22 protein-coding genes are annotated in these 18,544 nt (G+C 43.4%); 4 read left to right on the forward strand and 18 right to left on the reverse strand.

The window, feature by feature from the left end:
- Window positions 1-57: 57 nt before the first annotated feature.
- From H9L11_RS00145 to H9L11_RS00210, 14 genes are all read right to left on the reverse strand, one after another.
- On the reverse strand, window positions 58-696 hold the full coding sequence (locus tag H9L11_RS00145) for an HrpE/YscL family type III secretion apparatus protein (RefSeq protein WP_005387146.1): 639 nt from the start codon (window positions 694-696) through the stop codon (window positions 58-60).
- On the reverse strand, window positions 675-1,340 hold the full coding sequence (gene vscK, locus H9L11_RS00150; RefSeq protein ID WP_170890277.1) for a SctK family type III secretion system sorting platform protein VscK: 666 nt from the start codon (window positions 1,338-1,340) through the stop codon (window positions 675-677). The genes H9L11_RS00145 and vscK overlap by 22 nt, the downstream gene beginning before the upstream one ends.
- A complete protein-coding gene (gene sctJ / locus H9L11_RS00155; RefSeq protein WP_086012989.1) occupies window positions 1,333-2,079 on the reverse strand; it encodes a type III secretion inner membrane ring lipoprotein SctJ in 747 nt (248 codons plus the stop codon). Before sctJ ends, vscK begins: the two co-directional genes overlap by 8 nt.
- Window positions 2,079-2,423, reverse strand: coding sequence for a type III secretion system inner rod subunit SctI (sctI, locus tag H9L11_RS00160; protein ID WP_005387149.1), 345 nt, complete (start codon window positions 2,421-2,423; stop codon window positions 2,079-2,081). Before sctI ends, sctJ begins: the two co-directional genes overlap by 1 nt.
- 8 nt (window positions 2,424-2,431) lie before the next feature.
- Window positions 2,432-3,067 carry a YopR family T3SS polymerization control protein gene (locus H9L11_RS00165; protein WP_053307006.1) on the reverse strand — a complete coding sequence of 212 codons (636 nt, stop codon included), beginning with the start codon at window positions 3,065-3,067 and terminating at the stop codon, window positions 2,432-2,434.
- Window positions 3,064-3,423 carry a YscG family type III secretion system chaperone gene (locus H9L11_RS00170; RefSeq protein ID WP_005377200.1) on the reverse strand — a complete coding sequence of 120 codons (360 nt, stop codon included), beginning with the start codon at window positions 3,421-3,423 and terminating at the stop codon, window positions 3,064-3,066. The genes H9L11_RS00165 and H9L11_RS00170 overlap by 4 nt, the downstream gene beginning before the upstream one ends.
- Before the next feature lie 3 nt (window positions 3,424-3,426).
- Window positions 3,427-3,675, reverse strand: coding sequence for a type III secretion system needle filament subunit SctF (sctF, locus tag H9L11_RS00175; RefSeq protein WP_005377199.1), 249 nt, complete (start codon window positions 3,673-3,675; stop codon window positions 3,427-3,429).
- An 18-nt stretch (window positions 3,676-3,693) separates the two neighbouring features.
- Complete coding sequence (locus H9L11_RS00180) at window positions 3,694-3,897, reverse strand: EscE/YscE/SsaE family type III secretion system needle protein co-chaperone (protein ID WP_149192513.1); 204 nt, start codon at window positions 3,895-3,897, stop codon at window positions 3,694-3,696.
- Window positions 3,884-5,185 carry a type III secretion system inner membrane ring subunit SctD gene (gene sctD, locus H9L11_RS00185; protein ID WP_205390906.1) on the reverse strand — a complete coding sequence of 434 codons (1,302 nt, stop codon included), beginning with the start codon at window positions 5,183-5,185 and terminating at the stop codon, window positions 3,884-3,886. Before sctD ends, H9L11_RS00180 begins: the two co-directional genes overlap by 14 nt.
- Before the next feature lie 5 nt (window positions 5,186-5,190).
- On the reverse strand, window positions 5,191-7,074 hold the full coding sequence (gene sctC, locus H9L11_RS00190; RefSeq protein WP_141135630.1) for a type III secretion system outer membrane ring subunit SctC: 1,884 nt from the start codon (window positions 7,072-7,074) through the stop codon (window positions 5,191-5,193).
- Window positions 7,062-7,490: a YscB family type III secretion system chaperone gene (locus H9L11_RS00195; protein ID WP_005377195.1), complete on the reverse strand. Its 429-nt coding sequence runs from the start codon at window positions 7,488-7,490 to the stop codon at window positions 7,062-7,064. The genes sctC and H9L11_RS00195 overlap by 13 nt, the downstream gene beginning before the upstream one ends.
- Window positions 7,491-7,502: 12 nt before the next feature.
- On the reverse strand, window positions 7,503-8,483 hold the full coding sequence (locus tag H9L11_RS00200) for a T3SS regulon anti-activator ExsD domain-containing protein (protein WP_005377193.1): 981 nt from the start codon (window positions 8,481-8,483) through the stop codon (window positions 7,503-7,505).
- Window positions 8,484-8,631: 148 nt separating this feature from the next.
- A complete protein-coding gene (locus H9L11_RS00205; protein WP_005377191.1) occupies window positions 8,632-9,492 on the reverse strand; it encodes an AraC family transcriptional regulator in 861 nt (286 codons plus the stop codon).
- A gap of 609 nt (window positions 9,493-10,101) precedes the next feature.
- Complete coding sequence (locus H9L11_RS00210) at window positions 10,102-10,515, reverse strand: YscW family type III secretion system pilotin (protein WP_205390907.1); 414 nt, start codon at window positions 10,513-10,515, stop codon at window positions 10,102-10,104.
- 388 nt (window positions 10,516-10,903) lie between these two features.
- Between H9L11_RS00210 and exsC the strand changes: the two genes are divergently transcribed.
- Together exsC and exsE2 are read left to right on the forward strand one after the other, a co-directional pair.
- The gene (gene exsC / locus H9L11_RS00215; protein ID WP_005377174.1) at window positions 10,904-11,350 is read left to right on the forward strand and encodes a type III secretion system regulatory chaperone ExsC; all 447 of its coding nucleotides are present in this window, start codon (window positions 10,904-10,906) and stop codon (window positions 11,348-11,350) included.
- An 8-nt stretch (window positions 11,351-11,358) separates the two neighbouring features.
- Entirely contained in the window at window positions 11,359-11,664 is a 306-nt protein-coding gene (gene exsE2, locus H9L11_RS00220) for a T3SS regulon translocated regulator ExsE2 (RefSeq protein ID WP_017821350.1), read from the forward strand.
- A 126-nt stretch (window positions 11,665-11,790) separates the two neighbouring features.
- On the opposite strand, the gene H9L11_RS00225 is transcribed toward exsE2, so the two are convergent.
- Window positions 11,791-13,311, reverse strand: a complete 1,521-nt coding sequence (locus H9L11_RS00225) for an aldehyde dehydrogenase family protein (RefSeq protein ID WP_005377169.1) — start codon at window positions 13,309-13,311, stop codon at window positions 11,791-11,793.
- Between the two features lie 239 nt (window positions 13,312-13,550).
- On the opposite strand from H9L11_RS00225, the gene H9L11_RS00230 reads away from it, so the two are divergent.
- Window positions 13,551-15,317: a sigma-54-dependent Fis family transcriptional regulator gene (locus H9L11_RS00230; protein WP_005377167.1), complete on the forward strand. Its 1,767-nt coding sequence runs from the start codon at window positions 13,551-13,553 to the stop codon at window positions 15,315-15,317.
- 61 nt (window positions 15,318-15,378) lie between these two features.
- On the opposite strand, the gene H9L11_RS00235 is transcribed toward H9L11_RS00230, so the two are convergent.
- A complete protein-coding gene (locus tag H9L11_RS00235) occupies window positions 15,379-15,516 on the reverse strand; it encodes a hypothetical protein (protein WP_005377165.1) in 138 nt (45 codons plus the stop codon).
- Window positions 15,517-16,094: 578 nt separating this feature from the next.
- Between H9L11_RS00235 and H9L11_RS00240 the strand changes: the two genes are divergently transcribed.
- Window positions 16,095-16,298, forward strand: a complete 204-nt coding sequence (locus H9L11_RS00240) for a hypothetical protein (RefSeq protein WP_005377162.1) — start codon at window positions 16,095-16,097, stop codon at window positions 16,296-16,298.
- 10 nt (window positions 16,299-16,308) lie between these two features.
- Here H9L11_RS00240 and H9L11_RS00245 read toward each other — a convergent pair whose 3' ends face one another.
- Both H9L11_RS00245 and gnd read right to left on the reverse strand, forming a co-directional pair.
- Entirely contained in the window at window positions 16,309-16,836 is a 528-nt protein-coding gene (locus H9L11_RS00245) for a hypothetical protein (RefSeq protein WP_033906174.1), read from the reverse strand.
- Between the two features lie 226 nt (window positions 16,837-17,062).
- A complete protein-coding gene (gene gnd, locus H9L11_RS00250) occupies window positions 17,063-18,511 on the reverse strand; it encodes a decarboxylating NADP(+)-dependent phosphogluconate dehydrogenase (RefSeq protein ID WP_005377160.1) in 1,449 nt (482 codons plus the stop codon).
- Window positions 18,512-18,544 lie beyond the last annotated feature (33 nt).

The following is an 18,544-nucleotide window of genomic DNA, read 5'->3' on the forward strand; positions in this document are numbered from 1 at the left end:
TTTTTTGTTTAAAGGCATTAAAATGAAAAAACTCAGCAAGTGCTGAGTTTTTGAGGTTTATTCATGAATCGTAATTTTACGCTCGCTGAGCTGCTTCACCATGGCTTGCTTTAATGCATGCAGCTGTCCATCAATACTGGCGTCGATGATCCCAACTTCTGTTTCCAAAATGCAGCCTCCATTTTTCAAGCGCGCATCTGCTACCACGTCAACATAACCGACTTCAGGGAAATCACTTAATACACCAGCCACCTTTTCTCTCACCTCAACAACCTGCTCTGGGTGGACATGTAAAATGACCTGCTTTTGGTTACTCACCAGTTGCAACGCTTCTCGAACTACACTCACCGTGGTATCGACATCATCGAAGGTATCGATGATCTTACGTACTGCTTCTAACACCACACCTGTCATTTTTTCTTCGACTTGCTGATAGTAGTCATTACAACGTGCTAAGGTTTCAACCATCGTTTGCGCATTTTCAATCTTGGCTTGTGCAAGGCCATCTTGATAACCACGTTGTTTTTCGGTTTCGTAGGCTTGTTGGGCATTAGCAATGATGCTTTCAGCTTTGGAGTTCGCGGCTTCAACTAAGTGTTGCGAATCCAGATAACTGGCATAATCTTTCGCTTTCAGCACCTTTAAGCCAGGTGCCAGCTGCAAATTGTCTGTTTTTATTTCAACAAATGAAACCATTGAGGAATAACCTGTTTTGCGATTTTTTTTGTGAGTCGATACGCCAGATCTCGTTGATCCGCTTCCAACCAGTTAGCTGTTTCCGCGTTTTCGCTAAGTTGCTTTTCCAATTTGAATTGCCAACGAAGAACAACATCTTCCGGTGAGTTAATCAAAATAAACCTCATCCAAAAATATCCCAGCGCCCTCATACTTGCTTCAACAGACCTTTCATCCAGTAGTTCTGGTAACGAACGCTGCCAGCCTTGCGGCCAGCTGGATAACAGCATCGGCCCGTTTTGAATCAAGAACCGAGCGCCTTCCAATCCAAAGACGTTGTTCAGAACCTGTTTCGGATGTTTTAAAACAACGCCTCGCATTGCCACACAATGTAAAGCTCCGCCCACCATCAATACGAGTTGGTTCAACGCATCCGCTGGGAGCAACGCCAAGCTATGGCAAGGTTTGTTAAAAGCCATCTCAGGAACGGGAGATAACGCCCACTCATTGATACACCATTGGTTGAACATGGGGTTATCTCTCCAGCCTTCGATATTTAGTAACCAAGGCTGCTTTTGCTCTATCCAACTTCTATGGATGTACTGGCAAGGCGCATAGTTAAACTGGTGTTGTACCTGCGCGAGTGGTGTTTCTGGTTTAACCACGCTTCGTGTTCCTACGACACCATGTAAAAGTAGCGATATTCGAGCCGATGAGTGCCGCTACCAAGAACACCAAAATGGCGATAAGATTATTCGCCGTCTCTTTGGTGACCTGAACCGACAAAATGCTTTTAAATTGATTGTTTTGAGTAGCAACTCGAACCTCTGATGAGGGTACCATCACTACGCTGATTCGATCGTAGTTCAACCCCTCAATACTGTTGTTCACTAATAATTTGATCTGCGGAACATATGAATCAAGCGCAATATCTGCCGCGTGTTTAATAAATACGGAGGCAGAAGCTGGAGTTGGGCGCTCTCCTGGACGCAGATCTTGATCTTCCAAAACAACATGAACACGTGCCACCAGCACGCCATCAATCTGAGATAAGGTTGACGAGAGCTCTTGAGATTTCGCGTACACCAAACGTGCTCGTTCTGCTAATGGTGACGAGATCAAATCGTCTTTGGGAAACACCTCTTTCAGTGTAGAAAACTGCTCTCTTGGATAACCTTTTCGCTTTAGCGCATCTACCGCGAAGGCGATTTGAGAACTGTCTACCATTAACTTGACGGTGTTGTCTTTGTCAGGTTCTTTTGTTGCAACGACACCTTCGGATAGTAAGATCGACAACATCTCATTACCCTCTTTCTGAGTAACGTTGGTGTATAACTCGGTCTGACAACCTACCAGAAACAACGTGAGCATGATGAAAACTGCTCTCATTTTATTCATCATCACTATTGTGCCTTCAATAAGGTTTCTACGTTTTGTGTGGTTTTACCCACGGTTTTCGCGATCAGCTCTTCTTGAAAAGTAATGCGTGTCAGCGCCCACTGCATTTGCAGTAATTGCGCCGGATCATCACCCACCATCTTCATGTTGTCTTGCAGGTTACTTTTCGCGTTATCGATAGTGTTTTTCAACTCGCTGATGTTTTCTAGCAAACCGCCCTCCAGGCCATTACTTGCCTCGGGAACCGACATGGCTTGCTCAAAACGTTCGCTTAAACCGTCTTCGACTTGCGCATCCTGTAACTTATCAATGTTGGTTTGCATCACCTCGGTGTACTGCGTGTTTATCATATGTACTCCTAAGATAAATCTAACTTGTGACTGTGAGTCATGATGTTTTTCACCATCGCATTTTTTTGGATCATGAAGCTAAGTTCATCACGAACCATGTCCAGTGTTGATGCCATATCAGGTAACGACTTCAACTCTGCCCAGCAATGCCATAAGGCTTGTTCTTTCTGGGCACCCAGTGGAAAATGCTGCGCTAGCATTGCTTTTAGTGCTGTTTTATCAGCAGGTGGTTCGGCAATAAGCTGTCCCGAAAAATTCCCTAGTAACTCCTGCTTCAACACCTTTAACAAATCAGATTGTGGCTGCTCGTTGCCTTTTGCACTCTTCGCCTCATGAAAGGCGTACCACATTGCCTCTCGTTTAACTTGAGGGTCGGAAAACGCTTCATTTAACGATGATAAGACACTTTGTTTACTGACAACCTCTGCGTCTTTTAATGATTCGTACCACGCTTTAATCTCCGCCAGTTTGGCTTCTGTTTTCTCTAGCGTCTCTTTTGGAGAAACATGTGAAACTTGCTCTTGCTTGTCACTTCGCTCCATGAGTGCTTTCATCTTGTCTTCATCGCTCCGCTCATAATGGCGCGACTCCAACTGACGCAAAGATTGGTGTTGAAGACTTAGGTTGCTTGAATCAATGATCATCCAAGATTCCTAATGTCCTGAGAAAAGCTCGCAGCAAATGCTTGGCTTTCTTCGCTTCCTTGTGACGCAAGTTCTACCCAGCTTTCCGCTTTGCTCAGTAAACCGGCTTTGGCAGAAGCAAGAGCCGCTAAGCTGATCAGATCTGGATAGGCGTTACAAAGTGGTTCGAGTAATTGATGAGCCTCTTCATACAAGCCTTTATTCATGAGGCTCATTGCACGAATCATCGCAACGGTCTCTTCAGAACCTGAGCTTGCTTCAAGGCCATCTGCAATCGTGTTGGCTTCTTGATGACGATGCATACCTGTTGCCATCAGCGCGATTTCAGCCAGCAGTTGGCGCGTTTCTCGTTCCATGCTTTACACCTTCTGGAGAATCGACTGCATCACATCTTTAATCGCACGAGTCGTGGTCGCATTGATATTGTAAACAACAGACCATTTGTTGATCGCGTGCTGAAGCTCGGCAAGCTTTGATGGATCATCGGCATTGGTTTCTAGGTTCTTGATGGCTGCCGTCACTTCTGTGTTGGCATCTTTCGCTTGTTGTTCTAACTTAGCTTTAACATCATCAAGGTTTACACTGTTACTAGCATCGTAAAATGACATAAGACTTCCTCGTATTTTTTAGTTAGCTTCGTATGATTCAACGACCGCATGGGCGGCTGAGTAAGCTTCATACTGTTTGAGTAGCAATTGGTACTGCTGTGGTGAGCACCCTAAATCCAACTGACGTTTCACCACCGCTTGTGCTTCTAAGAGCTTGCTCTTAATCTTGTGCACTTCCGCACCGTTTGTGTCGTTATTTAAAATTTGTTCAAGATTTGTCATTGTTCGTCTCGCCTTCATATCCAAGTTCTATTGTTATCACCCGCCCGCCTTTAACCAACTCAATACCAGCAGGTGTAACACTGGATATTCGGTAGCCCTGAGGCGTTCTTGCACCGACCATATAGCGAACGTTATCGGTCAGAATCACATATGGAACCTGGCCAAAGTTAACGCTACGAAACGGGAAATCGATGTTAGTGCCTTTACTCACCTTAGGTATGGATTTCAAAACTAAGTACGGTTTCTCACCATATTGTTCCCGGAAGTCTCGGGTCACACCGTAAAATCGAGTCGTTTCGATATCATCAAGCTCACCACGAACTTCGATGCGATCACCGCTGGTGACCAACTGGACTTTCTTCAGTAGCTCCGCATCCGTTAATAACGCTTTTAGCGTATCCATGTAGGCACCCGCTCGCTGCAGTTCAACCTTCCACGCAACAAGACCAGGCACGTCTCGCTCCAAGATTTGTTCAACTTGGTTCCAGCGGCTTGCATCATCGATATAGCCCGTCAGCAGCAGTGTGCCGGTCTCATCGCCATTTTCGACTTTCACTTGGTGATAGCCGAGGTTGCGCAAAATAAATCGAACCCCGCGACGGATTTCTTCCATCGTTCTTAAGTCACTTTTGTAATTGATGCCCAATACATCAATTCGACCAAGCAGATCGAGTTTCTGTGTTCGGTCTTCAACATAGCCCTCTAAGACTGCTTGGCGTGCGGCGGCATTCCATTCCACACGAACGTCGCTAAGTTTGAGCTCGCCTAAGATGTTACGTACCAAAACAATGGGTTCTGCTTCTGTAACAATTTCATTGTTGTTTCCGTTAGCTTGGCTGTACCACATACCGGCAAAAATGACACTCGGGACAAAACTACAAAGCAAAGCGATGAGCGTTGTTTTTTTCCAGCTAGAGCGTTGCACAGCAACCACAGGTGTATTCTGTTGGCTAGATTCGTCGCTGACGTTACTCACAATTAACGCATCTTCCGCGTATCCCAGAGCGAACTTCACAACGCCGACCGAGACAACAGCATGGCGTGACAACTCGATACCATCACCTGCAACAGCGATGTCTTCACTGTTAATATTTGCCTCTTCGCAGCCTCGTAAAATGACCGAGTCTTGCTGGCAAACGAGGTTGAAATGGTTCGCTTCGACCCCAGCATCAGACAGTACAAGATCAGCAATAAAGTCGTCACTGCCAAGCACGAGAGCACCTTCAGGTAAGGTGACTTCTACTCCGGTATGCACGCCTGATAAAATACGAATTTTCCATTGCTGCATCGCGGTTAAGACTCCTCTGAAGGGCGCACACACTCACTTTGTGAGTCATCACATTCCAATACTTTCACCCGCCAACCCTTTTGCCCTGTTGGTAATTGGCACTGCGTTAATTGAGACGACTTTTTCTGTGACAATAAGTCTTGTTGATAGCGCTCGGCCTGAACCCTCGATGTGCAGCTATATACTTCCACTACCGATTTAAATTCAGCGCTATTGTTGGAGATGTTGTTAAGCCTGCCTATACTTGGTCGCAAGTCATATTCGTTGCCAATCAACACACTATCGCCAATACCATCCACAACAATTCGAGGTTCTAAAATAAACATTCGTACTGTGCGGCGCTTAGTATTGGTATTACTTCTAAACAGCGCGCCTAAATATGGGATGTCTCCTAGCAATGGCACTTTACGTAACTGATGGCTCACTTCATCTCGGTACACACCACCGATAAGTAAGCTTTGCCCTTGTTTAACCGTCGCTAAGGTGCTGATTTCAGTTTTACGAACGGAAGGAAGATCATCGACGCCACCATCAGCGATCTTTGCACCGTCTTCGAGATGAAGGCTCAGGTTAATTTCAGGTCGTGCAGCAAATCTATCACCAACGATACGTGGGACAATTCTCAGTAACGTGCCATACGTGACCTCTTCCAGCGCTGCGGTTTCTTTACCAACCAGCTTGACGTAAAAAGTGCTGCTGTTGTTCAGTACCGCTTCGACATTTTCCTGAGTTAACAATGTTGGTCTTGAAACCACTTGAGCACTGCCTTTGGATTCCAATAAACGAATTTGAGCCAGCAAGTAATTTAGGTTGGTTGAATCAAGCAAGGACTTAAAGTTCTGTCCACTGCCGAGCGTCACATCCCCCGAATTCACATCACCTGTTGTTTTGATATCGACAATGCGGTTGTTTCCGACAGACACTCCCGCTCGCCAATCCACGCCTAACTGACTTAAATCGTTGGCACTGATATCGACAATCGATAGCGCGACTTCAATTCTTGATTGCGGCTGGTCTAATTGCGCGACCAGTTTACGATAGAGCGGTAATCGTGCTTGAGTATCACGAACGATAATCGCATTAAGACCCGGCTCTGCTTCAACTGTTGCGCCACCATGAACTGAGGCGGTTTTATTACTTTTTACAGGCTTATCTGGACTGGTAACTTCTTTGCTAGACGCACTCGCCACTTGCGTTTGAACACCAGACACGACCCGTTTTAACACCGATGCGATGCCCGGGACCGTAATTGTCTGATCTCGATATGCAATTTCTCTATCCGTTGCAGAAGCGTACTTCAAAGGAATTATCTCAACGAATAATTCGTCGGTTGAATTTGATTTCTGCAGCAAGCGCGTTTCCAATGCCTCCGCCGTTTGTACCACTAAGTCGACATAACGTGGAGGACCCGCAAGATAGACTAACCCTTTGCTCTCAGCAGCTCTCCAACCATAACGAGAATCCCAAACGCCGGTGGAAATTAACGTACTGCGTAGCTCTCTAGCCGTAAGTAATTCCAATTGAAGTAAACGTGAGCGAGTTTCTGTCGCCTTATAGACATGTAAGACGGCACCATCGAAATACCACATCAAGTTGTACACTTGCGATAAGTAATCGAGGAATTCCGCCGGATCTTCAGGGGTAAAACGCCCATTCACTCGATCGTTGACTTTGTCACTAACAGAAACCGAGACACGATAATTTGCACCGAAGTTATTCAACAACTCTTTTAATGAGTCGTTATCTGCATAGTAGCGGAACGGTTGTTCGGGCCAGTGTAAGTCTGTTGCTTGCGCGTATCCCAAAGGAACAACACTCACTGCGCATAACAATGCCTTTGTTGCAGCACGTCTAATGTTGGGAAAGATTTTTAGCATCATGGTAACCACACTGTATGGTTGATTGTGTGGTTCACGCGTTCTTGTTCCAATAATGCAATGTAACGCTCACATAGATTGACGTGCTTAGAAAGCAAAGCAGAGAACCGTTCCACGGAACAGTCCTCAACCCTTACTTTACTTTGCAAAATCAATTGCTGATCATCATTGGTTGTCAGTACGCCGCCATCCTCACGAATGGTTTTTAATGAGAGCTGCATGCAACGTTGTAACGCTTGTTCTTGTTGATAATCTAGATGCTCTTTAAACTGGAAGGGTAACGTCGCTTCCCATAAAATCCATGACGCATGTTGCTTGATGGTCAGTGATAACTGGTCAACCTCGATGTTGTAAGAACCATTTTCTGAGGCAATAAAATCCCCTACCTTTAGCGCTTCCGCTAAAGATTTCATCATCTTATCTAACATTTAACGCCCTATTTAGATCTGGCTGAGGTGATTGCAAGCCTGGCCGCACTGACCACTTTGAGTATCAAAATAGTAGTGATCGATATCACCAACAGTTTGCATGTTCTTGAACCATTGCCATACTTTCGCAACCGCATTTTGGTCGTTGTAAACCACATCGCATGCATCCCAAACTTCGTTCAGCTCGGGGGCCTCAAGTCGCACTTCCGAACACCAATTTTTCCACTCAGAAATAAATTGTTCGGTTGTAGAGGTGTACTCCGCGAACCCTTTCAGCTCGTCTAAAGACGGTTGCCACTTCTCAATTAACAAACGATGACATTCAATCACTTGCAACTGTTGTTCGCTTAACGTCCCAAGTTGCTTTTTAAGTTGATGCTGCTGGCTCTTAATGAGATCGAGTTGCTGTTGAACAAAGACGGCACTGGTGTCTTCCCCTGATAGCTTCGACCAATATTCCTTCTGAATATCGAGTTGATTGATAAGTTGTTCAACTTTAATCGAAGCATGAAGAGCACTTTGATCGACTTGTCGGTTAATCCACTCGTTGAGTGATAAATGGAAACAAAGCATCAACGTTTTTGGGACAGCCAAATTAAAGCGAAAGCCCAGACGAGAGTTGATGTAGTCCAGCCTTTGTTCGAACGTTGTGATTGTGCTGCTATCACTGAGCTGCGATCCAATTTCCAAAAATAAACGCATGGCAAACCGGTCTATCGAAGCACCAAGTTTTTGATACGTTTTAACTAACTGGCTAGCGCATAGGCTATCGACGACATTTCTATCCAACAAGCGTTGAAGTAAAGATAACTGCTCATAATTTATGACGCCTTCACTCAACAATTGTCGGTGATTGACGTGCACAACATTGAGATCCTGCGTAGGTTTCGAGGCGCTTTCATAACGAGCTCCTCTTTGTAAAACAGTCACTTTCCGCTGTGTCACTATGCTGTCTGGAAAAAGCGAACGGCGTCGCCAATGCTGCTTTTTCATTTATGTTCGTCTCCGCACCCCTTTCGAACAATCCAGAAAGAAAGAGATGTAATAATTTTTAATCGTTCGTTGTTACACGATACATAATAGAATTTACACTGGTGAGTGACTTTCAAAATTAGTCAGAAAATTTTAGTCCCAAGTCATTTCATTTCGCGATAGCCACTTGGTCGTCTCCCGAACGTACGCGGCTTGGGGTCGTTCCAAAACGACGACGGTAACTCTGCGTAAAGTAAGACTGACTGGAAAACCCTGCCTCCATCGCCACATCTACGATGCTCATCTTGCTCGTCAACAGCAGTTTATGAGCATGCAGTAGTCGACGCTCACTGATCCAAGCTCTTGGAGAAATGCCATAGTGCTCATTAAAAAGCTCTTTAAAAGTGGTTAAGCTGGCACCAAACTCCTGCGCGTAGTCTGTCAACTTCCATTCTTTTAAGTAATGCTGTTCCATAAATCGACGTAACCGTTCCGACGTACGGTTTGTTTGTTGTGACAGCAACGCATACAGTGATTCTCCTCCTTTGCTGTGTAGCAAGAGAATGAGTAGTTCTTCGTATTTTAGGCACATAATGGCATCAGGGTACGCTTGTTGCTCAAGCGTCTGCATGCTAGAAAGCACTTGTTCAACGAGTATGTTCAAACCAAAAGTAAACAAACCAGAACAAACTTTGTCTACCTTAGGTAGCATCATCAAGAGATCACTGTGTTTTTGCAGCAACTGACTAACGAGTTCATTGTCGTAAGCAATAATCGACGCTTTGTATGCCCCATCTAGCGGAGAGTACTCTAACAAGTAATCCCCTTGAGATAGAAATACCCCATTTTCTGCAGCAACATCGATTGTGCAATCACCTGTTTGAACTCGAAGCTGACCATTGTGAACGACAACAATGTGAGACTGGTCTGAGTGAAATACTTCGTCAGATTTTTCATAGCAGGAAAAACTACGAATTTTTCGTGAACTCGAGTCGACCCTTTCTGAGTTTAGTTGGCCTGACACATCCATTTTCTACCCTTCATTATTTTGAGTTTCTCAGTGCAAATGTTGAGAAACTTTCAAAGCACTACTTTGATTGTTGTTATTTCTAAGTACTGCTGTATGAATTAAAGAAGCAAAGAAAAGAGCATAGAAGTTCTATCACTTACCATACCCCCCGAATAATTAGCGAATAACCCAAGCATTACCTTTACCTAAAGGTAAAAGTTTGACTTAGTAAATTTCTGCTGTCCGTCTTTATTATTTTTATCAGATAGCGTTTATCATTAGCCAAAACTTAAATATCATTTCGTTATTTAAGTTTGGTTGTTTTGTTATACATTAGAATACAATTAAATAGATTTCGGCATCGTTTCTAGAACAAAATTAAATTTCCAAAATCATAAAAATGTATGTTTTATAGCCTAAAACGCCAAGCCAACGTGTTCAAGGAGCGAGATATAATCATAAAAAATACTGTTTTTGCAACAAGTATGAGTCTAAAAAACAACTGACCCGATGACTTCAAAGTCATGTAATTAATGTTTATAAAAGACAACAAATCTTTCACAAAAGGAAAGATATAGTCTTTATTTTTATAAATTAGAAAATTCTAATAAAAATGTAGTACTTAAAATTTTATCTGTTTATTTTTGGAACAAGAATCAAGTTTTCTTGTTTATTTCCCTCTAAAAATAAATAGTTCTTTTCTTTTTCCGCAACGAGCTCACCGTTTGAATAAAGCTTTCCAATAATCTTCATTTTTCCTTCACCAGCTTGAATTGGTGCAATTAAAAACGAATACTGCACAGGCAACTGAACGCCTTGGTAGCTCTGAGATGCCGATTTAAAACATTGATTATCAATAATTTTACATATTTCCACTTCAAGAGAAGTAATCGAAGGTGGAAAGTAGCCGTCGACAGAAACCCAACCATAGACTGATGCCTGACTCTGTGTATCAAAGCCATCCCCCCCATTAACGGACACAGTCTGACTGCACCCACTCAGTATGAATAACCCAATAAAACCAGCCCATATAGAATTGTTCATTATGACCCCATAAACTTATTTTATATAATCTAGCTCATTTGAAATTCACACAATTCTTTATGTAAAAATATAAAAGATCAACTTATATTTATACTACAAGCGGACAATAAATCGCATTTTTTAACAACACGTAGTTAACATGGACTGTAATTTCAAAAGCAGTTTCTGCTCACTTTCATTCCTTCCTTAATTGAAGTTTATTAGAGAAAAATGATATTCATATATCTCATTGCCATTGAGATATGCATCTGAACACATTTACTTTTGCCTTTCTATTTCTCTCAACACATTTAAAAGCCAAAATATAATAACAACCGACTAATATTGATAAACATGAAGAGATACATCTAATATTTTCCTTGATAAAATTTCAAAAGGGACTATTCCTATGTCAGCACGCCAAACTATCGATGAGATTTTGCTAAAGTTTGCTCATCAAATAGGCTTGCCTGCACTGCATCTAACGGAAAATGAAGTAAGCTTAGCCTTTGATGATAATCTAAGGGTGCATATCATCTTTCATCCTGAATCGACAACTCTGCAGCTCGAAGCTGAGATTGTTGGCCTTCAAATTGTAAATTCCGATCTTTATCGTTCTTTTTTGGCCTTTAATTATCACTGGCCTGAGCACCAGTTATTTTTTAGTTTAGATAACCACCGACACGTCCTATGTTTAAACCGACTCATTAACATTAGGCGACTGGATTACGAATATTTTGAAACAGCTTTAGCAGAATTGCTGACGCACAGCGAGTCGTGGGAAGCGTTATTGTCTTCTCATGTAACTATTGATGAGGCACCACCGATGCCACAAACTTTAGACTTGAGAGTTTAGGTGTCTTTATGTCCAATGACATCCAATCCACATACACCAATTCATCGGTTCATGACGTTCAACAAGCGCAGCAAAGTGATGCAGTGCCGCAAGGAACGTTTCATGGCCGTAAAGTCACCCTACTCTCCTCATCAGAAAGCAGTCTGATGCGAACAAGCTCTAAAAGAGAGCTTGGTGAATGTTTAAATCAATTTGCCAGTCTCGAATCTTGCAATCGCGTTTTGGACTTTGATCCGCAACTCAACATTGACAAGCAAAACGCCGCCGTAGAAAAGCTTATGGAACGAAAAGTGGCGATAATTCAACGTTCCTGATATCACAATATAAGCAGGTTAAACATCTAAGTTAACCTTCAGCCGACAAGCTCACGCTAATAAAAAACCCCGAAGATTCGGGGTTTTGATTCATACTGCTTTTTCTTTATTAATTACTTAGTTTCACTAGAAGAAGCCTAACGGGTCGATGCTGTAGCTAATCAGCAAGTTCTTCGTGTTCTGGTAGTGATCCAGCATCATCTTGTGCGTTTCGCGCCCGATACCCGATTTTTTGTAACCACCGAACGCTGCGTGTGCAGGGTAAGCGTGGTAACAGTTAATCCAGATCCGGCCAGCTTCAATATTACGGCCCATACGATATGCAACGTTCGCATCACGTGTCCAAACACCTGCGCCTAAGCCATATTCAGTGTCGTTTGCGATTTCCAACGCTTCAGCCTCATCTTTGAATTTGGTGATAGCGATCACTGGGCCAAAGATTTCTTCTTGGAAGATTCGCATCTTGTTGTGGCCTTCCAACATGGTTGGCTGAATGTAGTACCCCTGGTTGATAGACTCTGGCTGTTCTGACACTCCCCCACCAAAGACCACTTTTGCGCCTTCTTCACGGCCGATTTCCAGGTAACTTAAAATCTTATCAAACTGTTCTTGAGAAGCCTGAGCACCAACTTGAGTATCGGTATCGAGCGGATTACCTTGTTTAATCAGCTGTGCACGTTCCGTCAGTTTCTCTACAAACTTGTCATAAATCGCTTCATGAACCAGTACGCGAGATGGACAAGTACAAACTTCACCTTGGTTGAAGAAACCAAGTAACGTACCTTCGATACACTTATCAAGATACTCATCTTCGTAATCGAAGATATCTGAGAAGTAGATGTTTGGAGATTTACCACCTAACTCAACTGTCGATGGGATCAAGTTGTCTGCTGCACATTTCAGAATGTGGTTGCCAACTTGCGTAGACCCGGTAAAAGCGAGTTTCGCAATGCGGTTGCTGGTTGCTAATGCTTGACCCGCTTCAGAACCATATCCGTTTACAACGTTGATGACACCAGGAGGAAGAAGGTCACCGATTTTTTCCATCAGAACCAGAATGGATGTTGGGGTTTGCTCTGCTGGCTTCAATACCACACAGCAGCCCGCCGCTAGTGCCGGTGCTAGTTTCCAAGCCGCCATCAACATTGGGAAGTTCCACGGAATAATTTGACCAACCACACCAATCGGTTCTGGGAAGTGGTAGCTTGCGGTGTGCTCATCCAGTTCTGCCGCACTGCCTTCTTGTGCGCGAATACAGCCAGCGAAGTAACGGAAGTGATCCACTACTAAAGGTAAATCTGCCGCCAAGGTTTCGCGAACTGGTTTGCCGTTTTCCCAAGTTTCTGCAACAGCAAGCTCTTCTAGATGCTGCTCAATACGGTCAGCAATTTTCAGCAAGATGTTCGAACGTTCTGTCACGCTGGTTTTGGCCCATTTTGCTCTGATGTTGTGCGCGGCATCCAGTGCTAAATTAATATCTTCCTCGCCAGAGCGAGCAACTTTACAATACGCTTGTCCGTTGATTGGTGAGATATTGTCAAAGTACTCACCACCCGTTGGTTTTACCCATTCCCCACCGATAAAGTTATCGTAATGCGATTTAAAGTTAACAATGGCATTTTCACTACCTGGCTGTGCATAGATCATAACTCTTCCTTTTGTTTCTCGTTCAATGTGTTATTGCAGTGTCGTATCGCACTGTTCACAAAGAGCATTACGCAAGTCACACGCCAACTACGCCACGCTTGTTGTTAATTAAATGTAAAACTATGATTACCAAGCGATAACAAACCAAGTGAGCGATGTTTGAGCGGATGTATGGTGTGAACACCAATGTTCAAGTGTTCCAAAATGGCACACCCTCACTGTGACAAAATGGTACAGTCATGGAACTTCAACATATTAGCGATAACAATTGGCTTTCAACTTCATGGGTCAGAAGTGAACAAGCGGGTTTAAAACAGCGTCGACGCCCTGAAGATATTCGAGTAACGCCAGCGACGCTCCAAGATAGGCGTCACCAACTCAATTTTTTGCTGGAGGCAGTCACTCAATTTGCGCTCCCTTTGTTTAATCAGCTATTTGCTCATAGCGACAGTCGCTTAATTTTGACGGATTCAGATGGTGTCATCATCGGCAGTTGGGGACAGCCTAGATTTCGTGAAAAGTTAACGGAAATCTCGCTAAGCTCTGGAGCATGCTGGCAAGAAAAGGTCAAAGGCACCAACGCGATTGGTACAGCTTTGGTTGAAGCAAAGCCCGTTTCTGTTATTGGTGATCAGCACTTTATCCAACACCATCGTTTTATTAGCTGTTCGGCTAATCCTATTTTCGATCATCTTGGTAACCTCATTGGCGTATTAGATATTACAAGCGAGCAAAAGAGACATGACTTCTCAACGCAAGTACTAGTACAAAACATGGTCCAGCAAGTGGAGAATCAACTACTTAACTTGATTCCACAAGGGCATATTCGTGTGGATTTAGCGTGCGAAAAAGGTTTACTGAATAGTGGTTGGCAAGGAATTATCATTGCAAATGAAGACGGACAAGTTTTGGCTCACAATCAAGTAGCCTCTCAACTTTTTGCGCAAAAAAGTATCATTGGGCAATCCTTAGACGACATTCTATCCACTCGGGGAAATGAGCACCCTTTCGTTTTCAAAACAAAACCGCTTACCGATAAAGATAGCAAGGTCAAGTCTCGTGCTGTAGCGGCGTCCAATGATCTTCATTATGGCGACTCCGCAGTTGAGCACTGTTGGCAGCAAGCCAATCGCGTCATCGATAAAGACATCAGTTTGTTGATTCTCGGAGAGACTGGTGTTGGCAAAAACGAGTTTGTGAAAGCGCTTCATAAAAACAGCCAGAGAAAAACGGGACCGTTGGTTTCCGTTAACTGCGGAGCGCTACCAAAAGATCTGGTTGAATCTGAATTATTTGGCTACGTAGCCGGTGCCTTTACTGGCGCAAACAGCAAAGGCTATCAGGGGAAAATTCGCCAAGCACACAAAGGGATTTTGTTTCTGGATGAAATCGCAGATTTACCCTTGGAAGCTCAAAGCCGCTTGCTCCATGTATTGCAAGATAAAACCGTGCTTCCCGTGGGTTCAAACCAAAGTATTCAAGTCGATACGCAAATCATTGCAGCCACGCATAAAGATCTGGAACATTTGGTCAGCGAAGGATTGTTCCGCCAAGATTTGTATTATCGCCTTAATGGCTTGATCATTGAGCTACCTCGCTTTGAGGAACGTGATGACAAACGACAACTGATTGAGAACATTCATCGGCGTCACGCCGAATCTGAACAACAGCTTTGCCCTCACCTACTTTCTCTGATGCTGTCTTACTCATGGCCAGGAAATTTGCGTGAACTCGATAGTTTAATCAAAGTATCCGCCTTAATGGCGCAAGGTGAAGAAATATTGGAACTCACACACGTCCCAGCCCACCTAAGTAAGAAACTCAGCCAAGCTCAAGAAGGAGCAGCATCCGCTGAACCAACTTCAGAACTGCGTGCAACCGTCGAAGATAAGTTGCTCAAAACATATCAAGCCAACCAGGGGAACATTAGCAAAACGTCTCGTATGCTTGGTGTGAGCCGAAATACCATTTACAGAAAGTTGAAAAGCCTTGGCATATTAAGTTAATTCTACGACCTCAGATACAAAAAGAGCACCGTTGCGGTGCTCTTTCTCTTTGAAACCTAGCTTACAGGCCGCCTTGTTGTTGTGCCTGTTTTACTAATGCCTGACGTTGAGTTTCCTTCTCAGAGATCACTTGATTGTCCTTGTGCATTTCCTGTTCCAATTCTGCTGGAATGAAAACAAAGTACTTGTTAAGAGTCATCTTAGAACCTCAATTTGCTGTGTTAATTACCTTCTTGGTCAACGTAAACAAAACCAGAAAAACATGTTTTACTGGATCCTTGTTGCTGGTTTCAAAAAATAAAGGATGTTCATATAGTAAACATCCTCCATGTGGGCGCTAATTATAGGCGTAGTTTAAAGGCTTACCTAGCACTCTTTTTCACCTTTTATGCAATCTGAGTTTCGATCGAAAAACAGATTTAATTGCCCGTAGTTACTAAGGTATTGTTAAAAAGAGAAAAAAACTTTTACTGTAACTGACGACAGGGATGAGCTTACGAGTGTAGGTTCACTTGCAATTGTGTATCGTAGAGTTCGAATACGATAATAATAACGCTACATGCCCTTAATCTGCGTAGTTAAAAACTTTGAAGTGATAGACAACCGAAGTCATATCTGTGCAACTCAGTTTAACGATTTGTCTACCAGTTCAATATTTCACCTTTTTTGAGAAATCTTTAGCCACTTTTTTGTGTGAAACGCCCCAAAAGAGCAGATAATTAAAAGTGTGGCATATGACCACAATTGTCTATCCCCACTTAGCATCGGGAGGCGTTTATGAAAAGTAACAAACTTGGCCATGTGATGTCTTTCAGCAGGATGTTTTCCTTCATTGCATTCTTGACGGCCACATTCGCATGGATTCTCAGCATGTACGCCCTATTTACTGTTTCTTTAGTGGCTCTTGTGGTCAGTGCAATTCTCTACCTAAAAGACAGGTTTTATCAAAACAAGAAAACGACCACTGAAAAGAGCGCCTAGGCGCTCTTTTCTATTGGATGTCATTTCCGTGTGACTTGATATAGTTATCAATCCGTTCGAGTTCGTGAAAATAACCATACATACCAATACGATTAATTTCTGGTTCTATACAGTATTTTTCTTCTTTTACCATAGCTTCTACAAACATTCCGCTTGATGCAATTGTGAAAGGTGGACACGCTGAGTAACCATTACTTTCTGCAATATATTTCAATCGCCCAAATTCAAAAATTTGACCTGGAATAGCAACGATAAGGGACAAGACAATTGTTATAGTTATCACTTTAATCGGCACTTTGACTAACTGAGTCATTCGATCAAATAAAATATAGACCAATAATGTAGGGCATAAGAGTAAGCTTGCGATACTTAAAACATATGACGCATCAATGTAGAGCACTTGAAAACCACTACTGAGCTGAAGCGGTAGAGATTCGAAAACGAAATGATGATAAAGGCGATAGATAGAGTAAGTAATCAGTAATATGAACATAAGCAACACGAAAGCTGTGTGAAATGGATGCTTCTGTTGTGTCATTTCTATTACCTTATAGTTGAGGAGAAGACAGAGAGCTGCTTAGCTTCACTCTTCGAAGAGAAATATTAAACTGCTAGCAAATGCATGCTCTCCCATTTCTGAGAAGTGCGTGACGAATCAACGTTTAATGTAACTTTTAAATCTACCAATATCTTACAGACACAAAAAAGGATGCCACTTGGGCATCCCTTTATATCTTTATATTTAGTCGGTTTACTTAAAACGATTACACGTCGTAAGTTGTAGACGCTGTGTCGCCGCCTGTACCAGTCCAGTTAGTGTGGAAGAATTCACCACGTGGACGGTCAATACGCTCATAAGTGTGAGCACCGAAGTAGTCACGTTGAGCTTGAAGCAGGTTCGCTGGTAGACGAGCTGTTGTGTAACCGTCTAGGAAAGATAGCGCAGAAATCGTACATGGCATTGGGATACCAGACTCTAGAGATTTCGCTGCTACTTTACGCCATGCTGCTAGGCTGCCTTGTAGGATGTTTTTGAAGTACTCATCAGAACCAAGGAAAGCGATGTCTGGGTTCGCTTCGTACGCATCACGGATGTTGCCTAGAAACGCAGAGCGGATGATACAACCACCACGCCACATTAGTGCTACGTTACCGTAGTTTAGGTCCCAACCGTTCTCGTTAGACGCTTCGCGCATTAGCATGAAGCCTTGAGCGTAAGAGATGATCTTAGAAGCTAGTAGCGCTTGACGTAGTGCATCAACCCACTCTTGCTTGTCGCCTTCAACTGGAGTGATTGTCTTACCGAATAGAGACTCGGCTTCAACACGTTGGTCTTTCAGTGCAGATAGACAACGAGAGAATACAGACTCAGAGATAAGCGTTAGTGGAATACCTAGGTCTAGTGCGTTGATACCAGTCCATTTACCAGTACCTTTTTGGCCTGCTGTGTCTAGGATCTTTTCAACGAGAGGCTCACCGTCTTCATCTTTGTAGCCAAGAATGTCAGCCGTGATTTCAACAAGGTAGCTGTCTAGCTCAGTCTTGTTCCAATCAGCGAATACTGCTTGCATCTCGTCTGCAGACATACCAAGACCGTCTTTCATGAACTGGTAAGCTTCTGTGATAAGCTGCATGTCACCGTATTCGATACCGTTGTGTACCATCTTAACGAAGTGACCAGCACCGTCGTTACCAACCCAGTCACAACATGGCTCACCAGCGTCAGTTTTCGCAGCGATACCTTGGAAGATAGGCTTAACCGCTTCCCATGCTTCAGCAGCACCGCCAGGCATGATAGATGGACCGAAGCGCGCACCTTCTTCACCACCAGATACACCAGTACCGATGAAGTGGATACCTTTTTCACGTAGTGCAGCAACACGACGGTTTGTATCTGGGTAGTTAGTGTTACCACCGTCAATAATGATGTCGCCTTTGTCTAGCAGAGGTACTAGCGCTTCGATGAACTTGTCTACAACGTCACCAGCGCGAACCATCAACATTACTTTACGCGGCGTTTCTAGCTTCTCTACTAGTTCTTCTAGAGAGTATGCACCGATGATGTTCGTGCCTTTTGCTGGACCTTCCAGGAACTCGTCTACTTTAGCAGCAGTACGGTTGTGAGCAACCACTTTAAAGCCGTGATCGTTCATGTTTAGGATAAGGTTTTGACCCATTACTGCTAGGCCAATTACACCGATATCACCTTTCATTGTTTCTCTCCAATTTTATTTCATCGACGAGCA

Source organism: Vibrio sp. sp1 (assembly GCF_016920955.1).
Classification (GTDB): Bacteria; Pseudomonadota; Gammaproteobacteria; order Enterobacterales; family Vibrionaceae; genus Vibrio; species Vibrio alginolyticus.

What these genes read in the sequence shown, in the direction of transcription:
- H9L11_RS00145 (WP_005387146.1), bottom strand. Translation starts at nt 696, where the DNA reads ATGGTTTCATTTGTTGAAATAAAAACAGACAATTTGCAGCTGGCACCT.
- sctI (WP_005387149.1), bottom strand. Translation starts at nt 2,423, where the DNA reads ATGATAAACACGCAGTACACCGAGGTGATGCAAACCAACATTGATAAG.
- H9L11_RS00165 (WP_053307006.1), bottom strand. Translation starts at nt 3,067, where the DNA reads ATGATCATTGATTCAAGCAACCTAAGTCTTCAACACCAATCTTTGCGT.
- H9L11_RS00170 (WP_005377200.1), bottom strand. Translation starts at nt 3,423, where the DNA reads ATGGAACGAGAAACGCGCCAACTGCTGGCTGAAATCGCGCTGATGGCA.
- sctF (WP_005377199.1), bottom strand. Translation starts at nt 3,675, where the DNA reads ATGTCATTTTACGATGCTAGTAACAGTGTAAACCTTGATGATGTTAAA.
- H9L11_RS00180 (WP_149192513.1), bottom strand. Translation starts at nt 3,897, where the DNA reads ATGACAAATCTTGAACAAATTTTAAATAACGACACAAACGGTGCGGAA.
- sctD (WP_205390906.1), bottom strand. Translation starts at nt 5,185, where the DNA reads ATGCAGCAATGGAAAATTCGTATTTTATCAGGCGTGCATACCGGAGTA.
- H9L11_RS00195 (WP_005377195.1), bottom strand. Translation starts at nt 7,490, where the DNA reads ATGTTAGATAAGATGATGAAATCTTTAGCGGAAGCGCTAAAGGTAGGG.
- H9L11_RS00200 (WP_005377193.1), bottom strand. Translation starts at nt 8,483, where the DNA reads ATGAAAAAGCAGCATTGGCGACGCCGTTCGCTTTTTCCAGACAGCATA.
- H9L11_RS00205 (WP_005377191.1), bottom strand. Translation starts at nt 9,492, where the DNA reads ATGGATGTGTCAGGCCAACTAAACTCAGAAAGGGTCGACTCGAGTTCA.
- H9L11_RS00210 (WP_205390907.1), bottom strand. Translation starts at nt 10,515, where the DNA reads ATGAACAATTCTATATGGGCTGGTTTTATTGGGTTATTCATACTGAGT.
- exsC (WP_005377174.1), top strand. Translation starts at nt 10,904, where the DNA reads ATGTCAGCACGCCAAACTATCGATGAGATTTTGCTAAAGTTTGCTCAT.
- exsE2 (WP_017821350.1), top strand. Translation starts at nt 11,359, where the DNA reads ATGTCCAATGACATCCAATCCACATACACCAATTCATCGGTTCATGAC.
- H9L11_RS00225 (WP_005377169.1), bottom strand. Translation starts at nt 13,311, where the DNA reads ATGATCTATGCACAGCCAGGTAGTGAAAATGCCATTGTTAACTTTAAA.
- H9L11_RS00230 (WP_005377167.1), top strand. Translation starts at nt 13,551, where the DNA reads ATGGAACTTCAACATATTAGCGATAACAATTGGCTTTCAACTTCATGG.
- H9L11_RS00235 (WP_005377165.1), bottom strand. Translation starts at nt 15,516, where the DNA reads ATGACTCTTAACAAGTACTTTGTTTTCATTCCAGCAGAATTGGAACAG.
- H9L11_RS00240 (WP_005377162.1), top strand. Translation starts at nt 16,095, where the DNA reads ATGAAAAGTAACAAACTTGGCCATGTGATGTCTTTCAGCAGGATGTTT.
- H9L11_RS00245 (WP_033906174.1), bottom strand. Translation starts at nt 16,836, where the DNA reads ATGACACAACAGAAGCATCCATTTCACACAGCTTTCGTGTTGCTTATG.
- gnd (WP_005377160.1), bottom strand. Translation starts at nt 18,511, where the DNA reads ATGAAAGGTGATATCGGTGTAATTGGCCTAGCAGTAATGGGTCAAAAC.